Source organism: Idiomarina sp. PL1-037 (assembly GCF_034422975.1).
Taxonomy (GTDB): domain Bacteria; phylum Pseudomonadota; class Gammaproteobacteria; order Enterobacterales; family Alteromonadaceae; genus Idiomarina.
In genome coordinates this window covers 2,191,119-2,207,496 of sequence record NZ_CP139873.1, presented here as the reverse complement: position 1 = coordinate 2,207,496, position 16,378 = coordinate 2,191,119, and the positions used below count along the sequence as shown (strand labels likewise).

Sequence of the window (16,378 nt, the reverse complement as noted above, 5' to 3'; positions counted from 1 at the left end):
ATGACAGTGGCAAAAAGTGGCTTAAAAGCATGGTTAGGAGCTCTCGGTTTAGCATTAACAATGATGAGTTCGCCATTAAGCAGCGAAGAGTATGCCGCCAGCTTTAAAAATACTGATATTAATGAGTTTATTCAGGTTGTCGGTCGAAATTTAGGAAAAACCATCATTATTGACCCTAACGTGCGCGGCAAAATTGACGTGCGCAGCTACGATGTGATGGATGAAGAGCAATACTACCAGTTTTTCCTGAATGTTCTTGAGGTCTACGGATTCGCCACCGTTGAAATGGAGTCCGGCGTCCTGAAAGTGATTCGTGATAAAGACGCAAAAACCTCCTCACTACCTGTGCTCGACAGAGACACCAGAGGCTCAGGCGATACTATGGTGACCCGAGTGGTGCCGGTAGAAAACGTATCGGTACGTGAACTTGCGCCGCTGCTACGTCAGTTAAACGATCAAAGTGGCGGCGGGATGGTGGTCAGCTATGATCCATCTAATGTGATTATGATGACGGGCCGCTCTGAAACTGTGCAACGGCTGGTAGAAATTATTGAGCGAGTTGATCAGGCCGGTGACCAGGACGTTGACATGATCAACCTTGAATACGCATCTGCAAGTGAAATTGTTCGTATTGCTCAGTCTTTATATGAAAAAAATAATGAAGGCGTACCGGCATTATTGATTCCTAAAATTGTTGCGGATGAACGTAGTAATAGCGTTATTGTTAGCGGCGAACCACGTGCTAGAGCCAGAGTCGTTAAGCTGATTAAACAGCTGGATCAAGATTTAATAACTGAAGGTAATACCCGGGTTTTCTATCTTAAGTATGCAAAAGCGCCTGAAGTTGTAGACGTATTGAAAGATGTTAGCCGTTCCATCCAAGCCGAAGTTGAGCAGCAATCAGGAACTGCCAATAATAACCAACGCCGGCGTAGCGGAGGCGATGAAACGGTCAGTATCAGCCCGCATGAACCAACAAACTCGGTGGTCATTACTGCTCAAAAAGATATGCTGGCGTCGCTGGAAAAAGTGATTCGGGACTTAGACATTCGTCGTGCTCAGGTTCAGGTTGAGGCTATTATTGTCGAGATTATGGAAGGCGACAACGTCAACTTTGGGGTGCAGTGGATTAGCGAAGATGGCGGTATGGTGCAGTATAATAATGGTAACCAGGTACCCATTGGCAGTTTAGCCGCCGGTGCTTATCAGGCCCGTGAAAGAGAAGGTACCACGACAACCCGGGTAACCGATGGCGGGGTCGAGGTGACCACGACAGAACCCGATGAACCTGGTGATGTTTCACTGCTGGCCAACTTACTTGGTTCGGTCAACGGCATGATGTTTGGCACTATTCAAGATGACTGGGCAGCGGTAGTACAGGCGGTTACACAGGATACCCGTTCAAACATTCTGGCGACGCCAAGTATTGTTACCGTAGATAACGAAGAAGCAAGTTTTCTGGTCGGTCAAGAAGTTCCAACTATTAGTGGCTCTACTACGGGTGATAACAACGACAACCCGTTCCAGACAGTTGACCGCACCGAGATAGGTATTAAGTTAAAGGTAACACCTCAAATTAACGAGGGGGACGCCGTGCAAATGACGATAGAACAGGAAGTATCCAGTTTAAGCGGCGCTACTGCAGTTGACGTTATTATTAATAAACGTGAGCTGAAAACCACGGTTATGGCTGACGATGGCGAGACCATTGTACTGGGCGGTCTGATTGATGAAGACGTGCAGGAGTCGGTCTCTAAAGTGCCGTTATTAGGCGACATACCAATTTTAGGTAAATTATTCAGCTCTACTTCAACCTCTAAGCAAAAGCGCAACCTGATGGTCTTTATTCGTCCGACTATAGTCCGTGATGGTAACCGCATGCGCGAATTAAGCTCGGCAAAATACAATTATATGCGGGCGCTGCAGTTAGATGAACGTTCGCGTGGAATTTCACTCATGCCGTCTGAGGAATCGCCGCTGCTTAACGACTGGGACAGCGAGCTGACGTTACCGCCGGGCTTTGACGAATACCTGGAAAAACAGGGTAGTGAGAAGAGTGGCGAGAATAGAGGCGAGCAAAATGCAGAGCAGCAAGATGACTGAAGCCAGTGCTATTGCAACAGCTCGCCTTCCCTTCAGCTTTGCAAAACGTTTTGGCGTGGTGGTAGAGCAGGGTGAACCGTTAATTTTACATTGCCGTGCCGGTATTTCGGCTGCTGCGTTGAAAGAAGTGAGGCGCGCGCTGGGCCAACCGGTCACTCTTCAGGAGCATGCCGCAAGCGACTTTGAAAGCTTGTTAACCCGTGCTTACCAACGAGACTCATCAGAAGCTCAGCAGTTAATGGAAGACATTGGTAACGAGTCCGACTTATTCTCTCTGGCAGATGAGTTGCCGCAGACCGAAGACCTGCTGGAAAGCGAAGATGACGCACCGATAATTAAGCTGATTAACGCCATGCTGAGCGAGGCGATAAAAGAAGGTGCCTCAGATATTCATATTGAGACCTTTGAGAAAGCTTTGCTCATACGTTTTCGTATAGACGGCGTTTTGCGTGAAGTTTTACGACCAAACCGTAAGTTGTCATCGCTGCTGGTGTCCCGCATAAAAGTTATGGCGCAGCTGGATATTGCCGAAAAGCGTGTCCCGCAGGATGGTCGTATTTCCTTGCTTATTGCTGGGCGAGCGGTGGATGTACGGGTCTCAACTATGCCTTCGAACCATGGTGAGCGGGTGGTATTGCGTTTGCTGGATAAAAACAACGCAAGGCTGAACCTGACCGAGCTGGGAATGACCGACGCTAATCGGAAAATTTTTCAGGAACTGATTTACAAGCCCCATGGCATTATTCTGGTAACTGGCCCCACGGGCTCAGGTAAAAGTACGACGTTGTATGCCGGGCTTAGCGAAATTAATTCTAAAGACCGTAATATTCTGACCGTCGAAGACCCTATAGAATACGCCATTGATGGTATTGGGCAGACTCAGGTTAACCCTCGGGTGGATATGACCTTCGCCCGCGGCTTACGCGCTATTTTGCGGCAGGACCCGGACGTAGTGATGGTTGGTGAGATACGTGATGTAGAGACCGCGCAAATTGCTGTGCAAGCGTCGTTAACCGGTCATCTGGTCTTGTCTACATTGCACACTAACACTGCCGCCGGTGCCATTACTCGTCTGGAAGACATGGGCGTAGAACCTTTCCTGTTGTCATCGAGCTTATTAGCGGTGCTGTCGCAGCGTCTGGTGCGGACACTCTGTAGCGAATGTAAGCAGCCGCACCAGCCGGATGACGAAGAAAAGAATATGCTGGGGCTGGATGCTGCAGATACCAGTGTGATTTATCGTGCAGGGAGTTGTGAACGGTGCAACCATACCGGTTACCGCGGGCGTACCGGTATTCACGAGCTGCTGCTGGTGGATGACCATGTACGTGAGTTAGTCCATAACGGTCACGGTGAACAGTCTATTGAGAAGTATATTCGGCAGTCGACGCCCGGTATTCGCCAGGACGGCTTAGCAAAAGTACTGAAAGGCAAAACAACGCTGGAAGAAGTGCTGCGGGTTACCCGCGAGGAGTAGAGGGTGGCAGCATTTGAATACCAAGCCGTTGAAGCTAACGGCAGAAAGAAAAAAGGCGTATTGGAAGCCGATACTGAGCGGCAGGTACGCCAGTTATTGCGTGAAAAAGGCTTAATGCCTTTAACCATTGAGCCGGCAGCTGATCAAGACAGAAAGAAAACGTTACAGCCCCGGTTTGGGCTTCCGCAGCGTAAAGTTAAAGCACAGGATTTAGCGCTAATTACCCGTCAGTTATCTACCTTAGTGGGTTCGGCATTACCGATTGAACAGGCTTTGTTAGCTGTTGCCGACCAGACTGAAAAGCCACGTCTGAAGAAATTACTGATGTCGGTACGCAGTAAAGTGGTTGAAGGTTATGGCCTTGCTGAAGCTATGTCAGAGTTTCCTGGTGTTTTTGATTCTTTATATACCGCCATGGTGGCTGCCGGGGAAAAGTCCGGCCATTTAGATACGGTACTGGATGAGCTGGCAAACTACACTGAGCAACGTCAGCACATGAAAAGTCAGTTGACTCAGGCGCTTATTTATCCGCTCATGCTGACTTTGGTTGCCATTGGCATTGTGGTTTTTCTGTTGGTTTCCATTGTGCCGCAAATAGTCGATAACTTTTCAACCATGGGCCAGGACTTGCCGCCAACCACTTTGGCTATGATAGCCATTAGTGAGTTTTTGCAAAATTGGGGGCTGTGGTTACTGATTGGTATTGTTCTGGTACTGGTGGCTTTTAATCAGTGGTTAAGAAATGAAAAAAACCGCCTGAAATATCATCGCAGGCTGTTAAAACTTCCCATGCTGGGTAAGGTCATAAGAGGGGTGAGTACTGCCCGTTTTGCCCGGACTTTAAGTATACTGACTTCCTCAGCGGTACCCTTGCTTGACGGATTGCGCATTACCTCGTCGGTCATTGGTAATTTGGCCATACGTCAGGCGGTAGATGAAGCGGCCGGTCGCGTCCGTGAAGGGGCGTCAATGCGCGGTGCGTTGCAGGAAACGGGGTTGTTCCCACCAATGATGCTGCACATGATAGCAGCAGGTGAAAAGTCCGGTGAACTGGAGCAAATGTTAAAACGCTCAGCCGATAATCAGGACAAGGAATTTGAAAACCTGGTGTCGGTTAGTTTAAAAGTATTTGAGCCGGTGCTGATAGTGACGATGGCAGGTATCGTCTTCTTTATTGTGCTGTCTATCATTCAACCCATTTTACAATTAAATAATAGTGTAGGGCTTTAGCTATGAGACGTAATCAACAAGGTTTTTCATTGGTCGAAGTAATGGTGGTTATTGCCATTATCGGTATTTTGGCGACTATGGTGTTGCCTAATGTCCTGGGTAATCAGGAAAAGGCTAACGAGCAAAAAGTGATAGCCGATATTGTCGCTTTAGAAAACGCATTGGCTCAGTATCACTTAGATAACGGGATGTTCCCAACGACTGAGCAGGGGCTTGAAGCTTTAGTCAATGAACCGAACATGGACCCTCAGCCACGCAGCTATCGCAGCGGTGGTTATATTCGTCGTTTACCGCAGGACCCTTACGGCAATGACTATTTACTCCTGAACCCGGGGCAGTACGATGATGTTGATATTTTTTCCCCAGGCCCAGACGGTCAGCCCGGAACGGATGATGATTTTGGCAACTGGATGATTGGCAACAACGACCGTGATCAATAAGCGTTGTTCATTTGGTTTTACTTTAATTGAAGTGATGCTGGTGATGGCCATTCTTGGTCTCATCGCCAGCGCTGTCATGTTTACACTGCCCGGCGGTGAACGGGGGCAGGACTCTCCTCAAAATGCGGCCGTGAGTTTACGCCAACAACTAAACTATGCCCGCGAATACGCTATGGTTCGTCAACAACCGCTTGGATTAAAATTCCACGAAGATGGCTATCGTTTCTTATTCTGGAAAGATGAGCAATGGCGTGAAGAAAATGCTCGGGGTTTGCGAGCTCAGGAAACAGAATGGCCGCTGCGTTGGCAGTTTACCAGCCGGGGTCTGAAGATATTGGAACAAAACGAATCGCTGAGTAGCGGGTTGTTTGCTGAGGAAAGTGACGAAGAAAACATCATTCCCGATATTCTGATTCTACCCAGCGGTGAAATGACATTGTTTGAAGTGCATATTGAGCATTTAAATGACCCAGATGCCGAGCGTTGGCTTATTGCTGAAAACAGCTGGCGAGTTAATATTTCTGCGGAGGCTCCGAAGTAACTATGCGACGGGTGCGCGGCTTTACCTTAATTGAAGTGATGGTAGCTTTGTCGGTGTTCAGTCTGGCGGCACTGGCCGCATTGCAGGCGGCAAGCGGGCATCTGACCGGGCTAAGCGCATTACAGGACAAAACCTTTGCGCAGTACGTAGCTTCTAATCGTTTGGCAGAATTGTCGCTTGAGAAACAGTGGCCACTTAAAGATAAACGGAGCGGCCAGCAGGAGCAGGCCGATGTTACCTGGTACTGGCAGCAACAGGTGGTTGAAACGGTAACGCCGAATGTTGTTGCAGTAACGGTGAAAGTGATGAAAAACGAGGACGGCCGCGAACACTTTCGGTTAACCCGTTATGTACGTAAGCCAGATTCAGCAGGGAGGGCCAATAATGGGCGCTAACCCCGCAAGCAAAGGTTTTACTTTAGTCGAAGTGCTGGTGACCATGGTGATATTTGCCATTATCGGTATTGCCAGTTTTCAGGTTCTGAACCAGATGGTAAACACCGAAGAGCAATCTCAAAAACAGCGTGAACAGCTGGAGCGTTTGCAGTTCAGCCAGTTGCTGATGCAGCAGGATATTCGGCAAATGGTTGCTAAACCAACGCGACCATCTGGTGTAGAGGTTACTCATCAGTATTTGAGCAATGACCCTGGCTACTTTGATTCTGATGGCGGTGTACTGGCTTTTGTCAGAAGCGGTTTTGATAACCCCGGTAACATGATGCCCCGAAGCGAATTGCAGCCGGTAGTTTACCGATTATGGGATGGGAATTTGCAGCGAGTAACCGAGACCTTCGTGAACGATCGCTCCTCAGAGCCATCCGTTCAGACCTTATTGGAAGGCGTTGACGAGTTGTCTTTTCGATTTTACCGCAGTGATGACGTGAGTAATGCGAATCGGGGGTTAGAACAAGGCTGGAGCGATAACTGGGAAAGCGAAGGTGATTTACCTCAGGCCGTTGAAGTGACCATTCGTAGCAAAAACTTTGGCACCATCAGGCGCGTGTTTTTGATAGCCGCAGTAGGGCGGGAAGTGGAAAGTAACGGCGGAGGGCTGCAACGTGCCAATTAGCCCGGGTAAGTCATCACAAGCCGGAGCCGCACTTATAACCGTCTTGCTGGTTATTGCTATTGTGTCGGTTATTGCCGTGAATTTAGGTGGAAAGCTGCAGTTGCAAATAACCCGTATGGGTAACTTGCAGCAAGCTGAACAAAGCTACTGGATGTGGTTAAGCGCAGAGGATGTTTTGAAAGAAGTGCTGCAAACTGAGCTGAAAGAGAACGATGGGGTTGCGCACAAAGAGCAAAACTGGGCTCAGCGCAGCGGACCTTTTCCGGTAGAAGGTGGGCAGATTGCCGCAAAAGTCAGGGATTTATACAGCTGCTTTAATCTCAATAGCCTGGTTGCGGATGCTGAAGACCCCGGAACTCTGGAAAAACGCAAACGACAATACAAAGCGCTGCTGGAAGCGCTGGAAATTGATAACTATCAGGCCGAGATTTTAACCGACAGTCTGATAGACTGGCTGGATGAAGACAGTCAGTTGTCCGGCAGTAATGGTGCCGAAGACCCGGATTACGAGAGTTTACCTAAGCCTTACTTGGCCGCAAACAGCCAACTCCTTGATATGAGCGAGCTAAGAATGGTGCGTGGGTACAGCGCTAAAATTGTCAATACTCTACACTCTGTTGCTTGCGTTATTCCAAATGAGACAGATTTAAAAATTAATATTAATACTCTGGAACAAGATCAGGCTGCGGTTTTAACCGGGGTTACCGAAGGTAAGTTAGCACTTGCTGATGCTACGGCTTTGCTGAATAATCGGCCGCCTCAAGGCTACGAATCCGACGAGGAACTCGCTGACTTAGCGGAGCTTTCGGGAGTGCGATCGGAATTAGAAGGTGAATTGTCGGAATTGACCGTGAGTAGTGAGTATTTTCAGCTGGTTGCGATGACTCAGTGGGGCGAAGTAGAAATGAGAGCGCGCTCGGTATTACATTTAAACGAAGGTCGAGTACAAACCTTGTACCGGGCGATGGGAGATTAGTTTATGCATGAAACACTGATTCTGCGGTTACCAGCTTATGGTAGCGACGAACCCATACCCTGGTTGGTCTGGCACAAAGGACAGCAAGAATTAATCGCCAGTGGAGAGCTGAGCTCGGTAGCAGAGCTTGTTCAGTTAAAAGACAAAGCCAACCGTTGCGACGTCATTGTAGCCTTGCCCGGGCAAGATGTTTCGATGACTAAAGTGACCTTGCCTGCAGGCACAAAAAGGCATCTGCAGCGTATAATTCCTTATGCTCTGGAAGAAGAGCTGGCAAGTGATATTGAGCAGTTGCATTTTGCCTGGCCAGACGTAAAAGGCACAGAGCTGCCGGTTGCCGTGGTCGCTAAAGAACGAATGAATCATTGGCTGCAGGTATTAACCGAAGCTGGTATTGATTCCGCTGCCTGGGTACCCGACTGTTTTCTGTTGCCGCATCAGAACGATACCTGGCAAGCCATAGAGCTTGCGGACAGTGTTATTGTCAGAACCGGTGAATGGCAGGGCTTTACCATAGAAAAAGAGCAGTTTGCCCAGTTAGCTCCAGCGTTTGCTGCTGAACAGGACAGCCCAACCGAAATTATTCACTATGGCGCGCTAAACTGGCCGCAATCGCCAGCACCTTTAACGTCTGCTGATATTGAAGTGCCCTTTACTATCGCGGTGCAAAGTATCGCGACAGGAAACCGTATTAATTTAAGGCAGGGAGCTTATCGCTCGCAACGCGCAAAACGTTCAGTTGATTTACCCTGGAAGGGGCTAGCTACTGCTGCGAGTGTGCTCTTTGTTTTGGCCGTATTGTTAAACGGCGTACGCTATTGGCAACTGGAGTCTCAGCGAGAGACTTTAAAAGCTCAGGCTGAGCAACTCTATCGCGACGCCTTTCCCGGCCAGACTCGTATTGTGAATTTAAAAGTGCAGTTGCAACGGCAACTGGAAAGTCTCGGGCTGGGTAGTGCGGATGAAGCTTCGGTGCTTGCGGTTTTGCAGCAACTGGCTCCTGCGTTTAAGTCGCAGCCTGAGCTGCAGCTTGAGTTACTTCGCTTTCAGAATAATGAGTTGCGCTTACAAGCAACCGCCAGCAGCTTTTCTCAATTTGAGGCCTTTCAACAGGCGGCGAAAGCCGAAGGGTTAGCAGTTGAAGCGGGCTCAATGAGTAATCGTGGTGAGCAAGTTTCGGGGTCTTTAACCGTGCAACTCAATGACCAGGGGGCGCAGTCATGAACAGAATTACTCGTCAGTTAACGCCTTATCTGGATTTAGGTAAGCAGCGCTGGAACCAGTTTAACCAACGCGAGCAGAGCCTGTTAGCTGTTTTGGCAGGCGTGCTGTTTATTGCTTTTTTGTACTTTGTCATTTGGCAGCCCAGCTCTCAGGCGGTTGCTAATGCTGAACGCCAGCTTGTGGCTCAACAACAGCAATATCAATGGGTTCAGCAGGCAATAGCGCGCTATAAAAAACTGGAAGAGAATAGCTCTCAGCAACAAAGTGCATCGGGCTCTGTCAGTCAACGCATCAACCGTGCTGCAGCGGCGCAGGACATTCAAATTGCGCGTTTGCAGCCTCAGGGACAGGAGTATCTGTTAAGTGTTGATGAGGTGGCTTTTTCCGATTTATTAAGCTTTTTAGCCGAACTGGAGCAACGTCAGGGGTTGGCACTAAAAGCCGTTGATATTGCAAAGTTAAATACGCCCGGTCAGGTGCGATTACGTAAACTATTAGTAAGAGAGGCTTCATGAACTTAAAACGCTGGATACCCTGGTTAGTGGTCGTGTATCTGGTTGCCATGCTGGTGATGTTACCGGCAAGGGTCATTTACTGGTTTCCTTTACCGGATAACATCCGGCTCTTTCAAGTCAGCGGGAGTTTGTGGAATGGTGTTGCCGGGCAGGTTGCAGTTGACGACATCGTACTGACTAATCTTAGCTGGAACTGGCAGGTGTCTTCGGTATTTCTGGGCGAGCTGGTCATGGATGTCAACTTGCCGGCAAAGAATAATCCCTTTGCGCTGAATGGGCGTTTGCTGGCGGGGTCCACCAAAGTTGGAGCCAAAGATATAACGGCCAGTGGCGATCTCAATGCTCTGCTGCAGTTGGCAAACACTCGGCTGCCCTTAAAAACCGGAGGGAACTGGCGTTTGTCATTAGACAGCTTTGTCGTTACTGCGCCGGGGCCGGTACGTTGGTGCGACGATCTGAAAGGTGAAGCTCGGGGCGAGCAAATTCGAGTGTTGGTTAAAAATCAATGGCAATCGCTGGGAGACTTTCCGGTAGAACTTAGCTGTAATGACAATAATTCAGTGGGTTTGGCCATGCATGGTAGCAACAGTTTAGGGTTGGATTTTAAAGGCAGCATCAACAGTCAGAGTTTTAATGCTGAAGGAACGGTTAAACCGACTCCGGAAACACCTGAAGGGCTGGCCAAAATGATGGAATACATGGGAACGCCGGATTCGCGCGGGCGTTACTCCTTTCGTCTTTGATCTCCCTTGCGGGCAAAAACGTTTATGATTACTGTAGCAATAAGACCTAAATTAAAATCTCTCGCGGAATAAGGAATTTGTATGGATAACATCGTTCAGTGGATTAACGACAATCAGGACATGCTGATCGGTTTTTCGATTAAATTTATTATCGCCATTGCGATACTTATCATCGGTAAAATCGTTGCTAACACTGTGACAGGTGTGATGACTAAAAGCATGAAAAAACGCGAAGTTGACGGTGCCGTTATCAGCTTTGTTGGTGCAATTTTAAAAACGGTGATATTCATTGCCGCTATTATGATGGCGCTGTCGCATGTGGGCGTTGAAACGACCTCTTTCATTGCCATCTTAGGTGCTGCAGGCTTGGCAATTGGTCTGGCATTGCAGGGGTCCCTGTCTAATATTGCATCGGGTGTTCTGCTTATTATGTTCCGCCCAATTCGTGCGGGTGAATACGTTGATGCGGGTGGTGTTTCAGGAACCGTTGAGCAAATTAATATCTTTCAGACCATTATGAAAACCCCTGATCGTAAGGTGGTTTTTGTGCCTAACTCTGAAGTTATTGGTGGTCCTATTGTTAACTATAACCGTGAAGAACTGCGTCGTATCGACCTGGTTATTGGAGTTAGCTACAGTGCGAACTTACAGCAAACGAAGAAAGCATTGATGGATGTGATTACCAGCGACGAGCGTGTACTGAAAGACCCTGAGCCGGTAGTAACGGTAACCAACCTTGGTGATTCGTCGGTCGACTTTAATGTTCGTCCGTGGACGAAAAATGAGGACTACTGGCCGACTCGTTGGGATTTATTAGAGCGTATTAAAGACCGTCTGGATGAAGAGGGTATTGGCATTCCCTTTCCTCAAATGGACGTTCACCTAAAAAAAGATGACTAACTTATTGTTGTTCGAAAAAAGGCCACTTTAAAACAGTGGCCTTTTTTGTGGGAGGTTAAGCGAGTGCCTGAAAGATATCGGCAATAATATCTTGCGCATTTTCAATGCCAATACATAAACGAATGGCTTCTGGCTGCACTCCAACCGAGGCCTGTTCAGCAGCGGAAAGTTGGCGGTGAGTTGTCGAAGCGGGGTGGCATGCCAGCGACTTTGCATCGCCAATATTCACCAGCCGCTTAAACAGCTCTAACTTATCGTAAAACGCGACGCCAGCATCGTAGCCGCCCTTAACACCAAAGGTTAACAGCGACGCAGGAACTCCGTTTTTTATATACTTTTTCGCTCGCTCGTAGTCAGTGTGCTCCGGCAATGCGGCAAAGTTCACCCAATCTACGTTTGGATGCGACTGTAAGTATTCAGCCACTTTCAATGCGTTTTCGCAGTGGCGCTCAATGCGCAGAGGTAAAGTTTCTAAACCCTGCAGTAACAGGAAGGCGTTAAAAGGTGACAAGCAAGCACCGGTATTACGCAAAGCGACAGTACGAACGCGGGCTATGAAAGCCGCCGGACCAAAAGCGTCGGTATAGACTACGCCGTGGTAAGCCGGTTCCGGTGAGCTGAACTGAGGGAAGCGTTGTTTTTGCTTAGCCCAGTCAAACCGTCCGCTATCGACTATTAATCCGCCAACTGAATTGCCATGACCCCCAATGTATTTGGTCAGTGAATGCACCACAATGTCAGCGCCAAAATCAATGGGTTTGCAAAGTATCGGTGTAGCAACCGTGTTGTCCACGACCAGCGGAACTCCGTGTTGGTGGGCGACTTCAGCATAGCCTTCTAAATCGGCGATGTTTCCCGCCGGATTGCCAATACTCTCGCAGAATACCGCCTTAGTTTTATCGTCTATCAGTTTGCCAATGTCTTCTGCTTTATCTGATTCGGCAAAACGAACCTCAATGCCAAATGAAGGCAACATGTGCTGGAACAGTGTGTAGGTTCCGCCGTAGAGTTGTGGTGTCGTCACTATGTTATCGCCTTGACGGGCAAGGGTAATTAATGCGTATTCAATGGCTGCCATGCCTGAGGCTACAGCAAGCGCGGCTACACCGTGTTCCAGTTCTGCAACACGTTTTTCCAGAACATCGTTAGTCGGATTCATAATGCGCGAGTAAATATTTCCCTCAACCGCCAAATCAAACAGATCAGCGCCGTGCTGAGCGTTATCAAACTCGTAAGAAACGGTTTGGTAGATGGGTGTAGCGACTGACTTAGTCGTTGGGTCAGTTTCATAGCCATGGTGTATGGCCAGTGTTTCGTCTTTCATACGGACTCCAGTTCAGATTCAGTTAAAAAATGCGTTAAAGCCGATTGGTATTGTTCAACATTCTTGATAAACCCGTCGTGACCGAACGGCGTTTCAATAGTGACCCGCCCGAATGGGTTTGGAAGCGAGCCTTCCAGTTCATTAACCAGACTGGGCGGCGCAATGGCGTCGTTGTTAAAGTCGACTAACTGCACTTTTGCCTGCACGAAGGTTGGGTCAATGGCGTAGTCGTTGAGTATCGGTGTAAGGTGCGTAAATAAGCTGCGGCAACCATTGCCGTTTTGCTTCAAGAGTTTTTCGCCTTGATACAGTAAATACTCAAAGGCATCGTCCGCTTGATTAAAACGTTGTTCGAATTCTTCGGCGGTACGGTAACTCAGCATTGCCAGCGCGCGTGCCAGAATAATGCCGGACTGTTTATCATCGCAGCGCTGAATGAGCGCCTGCTGAAAGTAGCGTAGTAGAGCGGAATGTACTGACGGTTTATGAGCCGCCCCAATAGCACCTAAGTGTGACAGTTCAGCTGGATGGTTAGCGGCATATTGAAGTCCCAGCACACCGCCAAAAGACCCCCCTATCCATGCCTGTAGGTTGTCGGTTTCCTGTTTAAGCGCGTGTCGTATGGCTTCACTGTGTTGCCGTATTGTTAAAGGCACCGACGGACACTCTGAGCCTCCTAGTCCTCCGGGGTAGTCGAAGCTGATGACTTGCACGTCATCCCGCTCAGAAAAGAGCGGGTGCAGTGACTGCCACCAACCACTTTCATCAGCTTTCCAGATTTGGCCACTGGCACTTATCCCGCCCTGAACGACAACGACCGGCTTATCAGGATCGCCATAACGATAACCTTTAAGGCGCGCGAACGGAGTATCGGCATAAAAACTGCGGGCAACTGGCTTAACCATAGCTAACCTCAATATTCTGAGTGAGGTTTTGACTGTAATAAATAGATATTAGGACGTCAAGACATTTAGACGTCTAAATTAAGTGGGTTTATTTCGCTGCCAGCGGAATATGGTATGATTTATTTTTCATTTCGAAACAAGAGTGATGCCCATGGTGTATTCGGTCAGTCAGTTAAATACTGAGATTCGACAGCTGTTAGAGCAGGGCTTTGGTCAAATAAGCTTGGTTGGAGAAATCTCAAATTTTGCCGCGCCGGGGTCAGGGCACTGGTATTTCACTCTAAAAGACGAGCGGGCACAGGTTCGTTGCGCCATGTTCCGCAATGCAAATCAGCGTGCAAAGGTTCGGCCGCAAAATGGCATGCAGGTACTGGTAAGAGCCAAAGTTACTGTTTACGAGCCGCGGGGTGACTACCAGCTGATTATTGAGCAGGTTGAAGATGCCGGTCAGGGGCTTTTACAGCAGCGTTATGAGCAACTCAAAGAGAAACTGTCAGCCGAAGGATTATTTGCCCCGGAACGTAAGCGCTTACTACCCGAGCACATTCGTAAAGTAGGCGTACTGACCTCTCCCACTGGCGCTGCTATCAAAGACATTCTGGCGGTGATGAAACGCCGGGACCCCGGCGTGGAAGTGGTTATTTATCCGAGTGCGGTACAGGGAGAGGCCGCCGTTCCGCAATTGCAGGCCATGCTAAAAACGGCGTTTGAACGTAACGAAGTAGATGTCCTGTTAGTCAGCCGTGGTGGTGGTTCTCTGGAAGACTTGTGGTGTTTTAACGATGAGACTTTTGCACGTCTTTTGGCAACAGCGCCCATGCCAACGATTAGCGCTGTCGGACATGAAATTGACTTTACTATTGCCGACTTCGTCGCCGATGTCCGCGCTCCGACACCTTCCGCAGCCGCTGAGTTAGTTACCAGAGATCAACAACAACAACAGCAAAAAGCGCAGGCATTGCAACAACGTTTAGGTTTGGCGCAGCAAAGATTGTTGCAGCGTTTACAGCAGCGTTGGCAATTTTTGCAAACCCGGCTGCAACAGCAGCATCCTCAACGACAGTTGCAACAACAGTCGCAGTTAGCCGATGAACTGCAAGCCAGAGCTAACCGGGCTTTACAGAACCGCCTGGCGCGACAGAAGCAGCAAGTGTCTTATTTACACGGCCGCCTGCAGGCAATGCATCCGCAAAAAGAGTTACAGCGTTTGCAGCAAAAACTCCAGACGCAGCAGCAACGATTACCGCAGGTTATGCAACGAGTTATAAAAGACAAACGAACTCAGCAGCAACAGTTGATGCAGGCTCTGAACCTTGTCAGCCCGTTGAACACTCTGGAGAGGGGCTACGCTATTGTCCGCACCGAAAACGGCGAGGTGGTTCGTAGCGAGAAGCAAGTGGCTGTGGGTGAATCAATGGAAGTTCGTCTGGCTGACGGGAATATTACCGTTAAACGGCAATGATTCTGAGGCTATTGTCATATTCCTGACATGCGCGTTTTGGTATACTTGTCAGGTTATTCACAAAGGAGTCGTGGTATGAAACTCAAAGCATTGGCAGCCGGTATGGGACTGGCTTTGGCATCAACAATGGTGCAGTCAGAAGAACAGAAACCCAATATTATTTATATTATTGGCGATGGTATGGGGTTCGAATTTATTAGCGCGTACCGTTATGCCATGTCTGATTTAGACAGCAAAACTATTGCTGAGACTGAGTTTGATGCCATGCTGAAAGGCGCCGCAACAACCTATCCAGATGATAATACCTGGGTTACTGACTCAGCTGCCGGTGCAACCGCTCTGGCGACGGGTGTTAAAAGTTACAATGGGGCTATTGGGGTCGATTCAGATAAATATCCGCTTCAGAGTATCATGGAATTGGCTCGTGAGAATGGCTGGTCAACGGGTTCGGTATCCACCTCACAAGTTAACCATGCAACGCCGGCATCGTTTTTCACCCATCACCCGTCACGCTACGAATATAACCAGATAGCCGACAAAATTGCGACTCAGGTGGTTGAGGGGAAGCCGTCTTTTGACGTGATGTTAGGTGGTGGACAAAGCTATTTTAACCGAGAAGATAAAAATTGGCTGGATGTATTGCCAGAGCACGGCATGCAGGTAGTAACCGATATGCAAAAGCTGAGCTCGGTTGACACTGCGCCGGTGATGGGGCTTTTTGCAGAAAAAGGTTTACCTTACGCAATTGACGGCGATGTCGATGCATTGGCCAATATGACAAGTACGGCTTTACGCCTGTTAGATAAAAAGCAGCAACCGTTTGCTTTAATGATTGAAGGCAGCGAAATTGACTGGTGTGGTCACGCCAATGATATTGCTTGTGCGGTACACGAAATGGACGGTCTAAACCGCGCCTTGAAAGTGGTCAGTGAATACCGCGAAAAGAACCCCAATACATTGGTTGTTATGACGGCTGATCACTCAACTGGGGGACTGACTCTTGGTCGTGATGGCGAGTACGCCTGGTATTCTGATCGCGTTATGAAAATTGAAAGCTCCATTGCTTTCATGAGCAAGGAAATGCTGACCATGGATACTGACAGCTGGGCGAAGTATGTAGCCGACAAAGTTAACTTTGAGCTGACCCAGGAGTATCTTGATGAGCTTGCTATTGCCGCTGAAAAAGAGGGTGAAGAGCAGCAAGAGGCCTTGCGCCAGGCGCTGATCTATATAACCGGGGACATTACCGGCACCGGCTGGACAACCGGTGGGCATACCGGCGTTGATGTTCCTGTCTTTGCTGCCGGCCCTTATAGCGAAAACTTCGGTGGTTATATGGACAATACTGATATTGGCAAGCAGCTAATAAAAATTGTCAAATAATCCCTCTTTGTAAGTTCCCCCCGACAGTCGCGCTTTATAACGCGACTGTCATATTACTGTCATAAAAATACAGCCCGAGTGCGCTAG

Annotated in this window: 16 protein-coding genes; 14 read left to right on the top strand and 2 right to left on the bottom strand. The window is 48.7% G+C overall.

From position 1 onward, the window contains the following. The 12 genes from gspD to U0358_RS10325 all read left to right on the top strand — a co-directional run bounded on the left by gspD (position 1) and on the right by U0358_RS10325 (position 11,217). A complete protein-coding gene (gene gspD, locus U0358_RS10380) occupies positions 1–2,103 on the top strand; it encodes a type II secretion system secretin GspD (RefSeq protein ID WP_322406201.1) in 2,103 nt (700 codons plus the stop codon). Further along, positions 2,096–3,580 carry a type II secretion system ATPase GspE gene (gene gspE, locus U0358_RS10375; protein WP_317497522.1) on the top strand — a complete coding sequence of 495 codons (1,485 nt, stop codon included), beginning with the start codon at positions 2,096–2,098 and terminating at the stop codon, positions 3,578–3,580. The genes gspD and gspE overlap by 8 nt, the downstream gene beginning before the upstream one ends. A gap of 3 nt (positions 3,581–3,583) precedes the next feature. Next, entirely contained in the window at positions 3,584–4,810 is a 1,227-nt protein-coding gene (gene gspF, locus U0358_RS10370) for a type II secretion system inner membrane protein GspF (RefSeq protein WP_322406200.1), read from the top strand. Between the two features lie 2 nt (positions 4,811–4,812). Further along, positions 4,813–5,250 (top strand): type II secretion system major pseudopilin GspG, encoded by a 438-nt coding sequence (gene gspG, locus U0358_RS10365; protein ID WP_317497314.1) that lies wholly within the window; start codon positions 4,813–4,815, stop codon positions 5,248–5,250. Next, positions 5,225–5,791, top strand: coding sequence for a type II secretion system minor pseudopilin GspH (gene gspH / locus U0358_RS10360; RefSeq protein ID WP_322406199.1), 567 nt, complete (start codon positions 5,225–5,227; stop codon positions 5,789–5,791). Before gspG ends, gspH begins: the two co-directional genes overlap by 26 nt. Positions 5,792–5,793: 2 nt before the next feature. Beyond that, the gene (gspI, locus tag U0358_RS10355; RefSeq protein ID WP_317497312.1) at positions 5,794–6,186 is read left to right on the top strand and encodes a type II secretion system minor pseudopilin GspI; all 393 of its coding nucleotides are present in this window, start codon (positions 5,794–5,796) and stop codon (positions 6,184–6,186) included. Then, on the top strand, positions 6,176–6,859 hold the full coding sequence (gene gspJ / locus U0358_RS10350) for a type II secretion system minor pseudopilin GspJ (protein WP_322406198.1): 684 nt from the start codon (positions 6,176–6,178) through the stop codon (positions 6,857–6,859). The genes gspI and gspJ overlap by 11 nt, the downstream gene beginning before the upstream one ends. Further along, a complete protein-coding gene (gene gspK / locus U0358_RS10345) occupies positions 6,849–7,835 on the top strand; it encodes a type II secretion system minor pseudopilin GspK (RefSeq protein WP_322406197.1) in 987 nt (328 codons plus the stop codon). Before gspJ ends, gspK begins: the two co-directional genes overlap by 11 nt. A 3-nt stretch (positions 7,836–7,838) precedes the next feature. Further along, on the top strand, positions 7,839–9,059 hold the full coding sequence (gspL, locus tag U0358_RS10340; protein ID WP_322406196.1) for a type II secretion system protein GspL: 1,221 nt from the start codon (positions 7,839–7,841) through the stop codon (positions 9,057–9,059). Next, positions 9,056–9,574, top strand: coding sequence for a type II secretion system protein M (locus U0358_RS10335; RefSeq protein ID WP_317497308.1), 519 nt, complete (start codon positions 9,056–9,058; stop codon positions 9,572–9,574). Before gspL ends, U0358_RS10335 begins: the two co-directional genes overlap by 4 nt. Further along, positions 9,571–10,317 carry a type II secretion system protein N gene (locus U0358_RS10330; protein ID WP_322406195.1) on the top strand — a complete coding sequence of 249 codons (747 nt, stop codon included), beginning with the start codon at positions 9,571–9,573 and terminating at the stop codon, positions 10,315–10,317. The genes U0358_RS10335 and U0358_RS10330 overlap by 4 nt, the downstream gene beginning before the upstream one ends. Positions 10,318–10,398: 81 nt before the next feature. Next, the gene (locus tag U0358_RS10325) at positions 10,399–11,217 is read left to right on the top strand and encodes a mechanosensitive ion channel domain-containing protein (RefSeq protein WP_317497306.1); all 819 of its coding nucleotides are present in this window, start codon (positions 10,399–10,401) and stop codon (positions 11,215–11,217) included. A 55-nt stretch (positions 11,218–11,272) separates the two neighbouring features. Here the strand turns inward: U0358_RS10325 and U0358_RS10320 are convergent, their stop codons facing one another. Further along, complete coding sequence (locus U0358_RS10320; RefSeq protein WP_322406194.1) at positions 11,273–12,541, bottom strand: O-acetylhomoserine aminocarboxypropyltransferase/cysteine synthase family protein; 1,269 nt, start codon at positions 12,539–12,541, stop codon at positions 11,273–11,275. Then, a complete protein-coding gene (locus tag U0358_RS10315; protein ID WP_317497304.1) occupies positions 12,538–13,446 on the bottom strand; it encodes an alpha/beta fold hydrolase in 909 nt (302 codons plus the stop codon). The genes U0358_RS10320 and U0358_RS10315 overlap by 4 nt, the downstream gene beginning before the upstream one ends. A gap of 151 nt (positions 13,447–13,597) precedes the next feature. Here U0358_RS10315 and xseA point away from each other — a divergent pair, with 151 nt between their 5' ends. Together xseA and U0358_RS10305 are read left to right on the top strand one after the other, a co-directional pair. Further along, positions 13,598–14,908, top strand: coding sequence for an exodeoxyribonuclease VII large subunit (xseA, locus tag U0358_RS10310; RefSeq protein WP_322406193.1), 1,311 nt, complete (start codon positions 13,598–13,600; stop codon positions 14,906–14,908). Positions 14,909–14,983: 75 nt separating this feature from the next. Continuing rightward, positions 14,984–16,291, top strand: coding sequence for an alkaline phosphatase (locus tag U0358_RS10305; RefSeq protein WP_322406192.1), 1,308 nt, complete (start codon positions 14,984–14,986; stop codon positions 16,289–16,291). Positions 16,292–16,378: the final 87 nt, after the last annotated feature.

Coding starts and splice junctions, on each gene's coding strand:
- U0358_RS10335 (WP_317497308.1), top strand. CDS start 9,056: ATGAACAGAATTACTCGTCAGTTAACGCCTTATCTGGATTTAGGTAAG.
- U0358_RS10305 (WP_322406192.1), top strand. CDS start 14,984: ATGAAACTCAAAGCATTGGCAGCCGGTATGGGACTGGCTTTGGCATCA.
- gspD (WP_322406201.1), top strand. CDS start 1: ATGACAGTGGCAAAAAGTGGCTTAAAAGCATGGTTAGGAGCTCTCGGT.
- U0358_RS10325 (WP_317497306.1), top strand. CDS start 10,399: ATGGATAACATCGTTCAGTGGATTAACGACAATCAGGACATGCTGATC.
- gspJ (WP_322406198.1), top strand. CDS start 6,176: ATGGGCGCTAACCCCGCAAGCAAAGGTTTTACTTTAGTCGAAGTGCTG.
- gspI (WP_317497312.1), top strand. CDS start 5,794: ATGCGACGGGTGCGCGGCTTTACCTTAATTGAAGTGATGGTAGCTTTG.
- U0358_RS10320 (WP_322406194.1), bottom strand. CDS start 12,541: ATGAAAGACGAAACACTGGCCATACACCATGGCTATGAAACTGACCCA.
- gspL (WP_322406196.1), top strand. CDS start 7,839: ATGCATGAAACACTGATTCTGCGGTTACCAGCTTATGGTAGCGACGAA.
- U0358_RS10315 (WP_317497304.1), bottom strand. CDS start 13,446: ATGGTTAAGCCAGTTGCCCGCAGTTTTTATGCCGATACTCCGTTCGCG.
- U0358_RS10330 (WP_322406195.1), top strand. CDS start 9,571: ATGAACTTAAAACGCTGGATACCCTGGTTAGTGGTCGTGTATCTGGTT.
- xseA (WP_322406193.1), top strand. CDS start 13,598: ATGGTGTATTCGGTCAGTCAGTTAAATACTGAGATTCGACAGCTGTTA.
- gspG (WP_317497314.1), top strand. CDS start 4,813: ATGAGACGTAATCAACAAGGTTTTTCATTGGTCGAAGTAATGGTGGTT.
- gspE (WP_317497522.1), top strand. CDS start 2,096: ATGACTGAAGCCAGTGCTATTGCAACAGCTCGCCTTCCCTTCAGCTTT.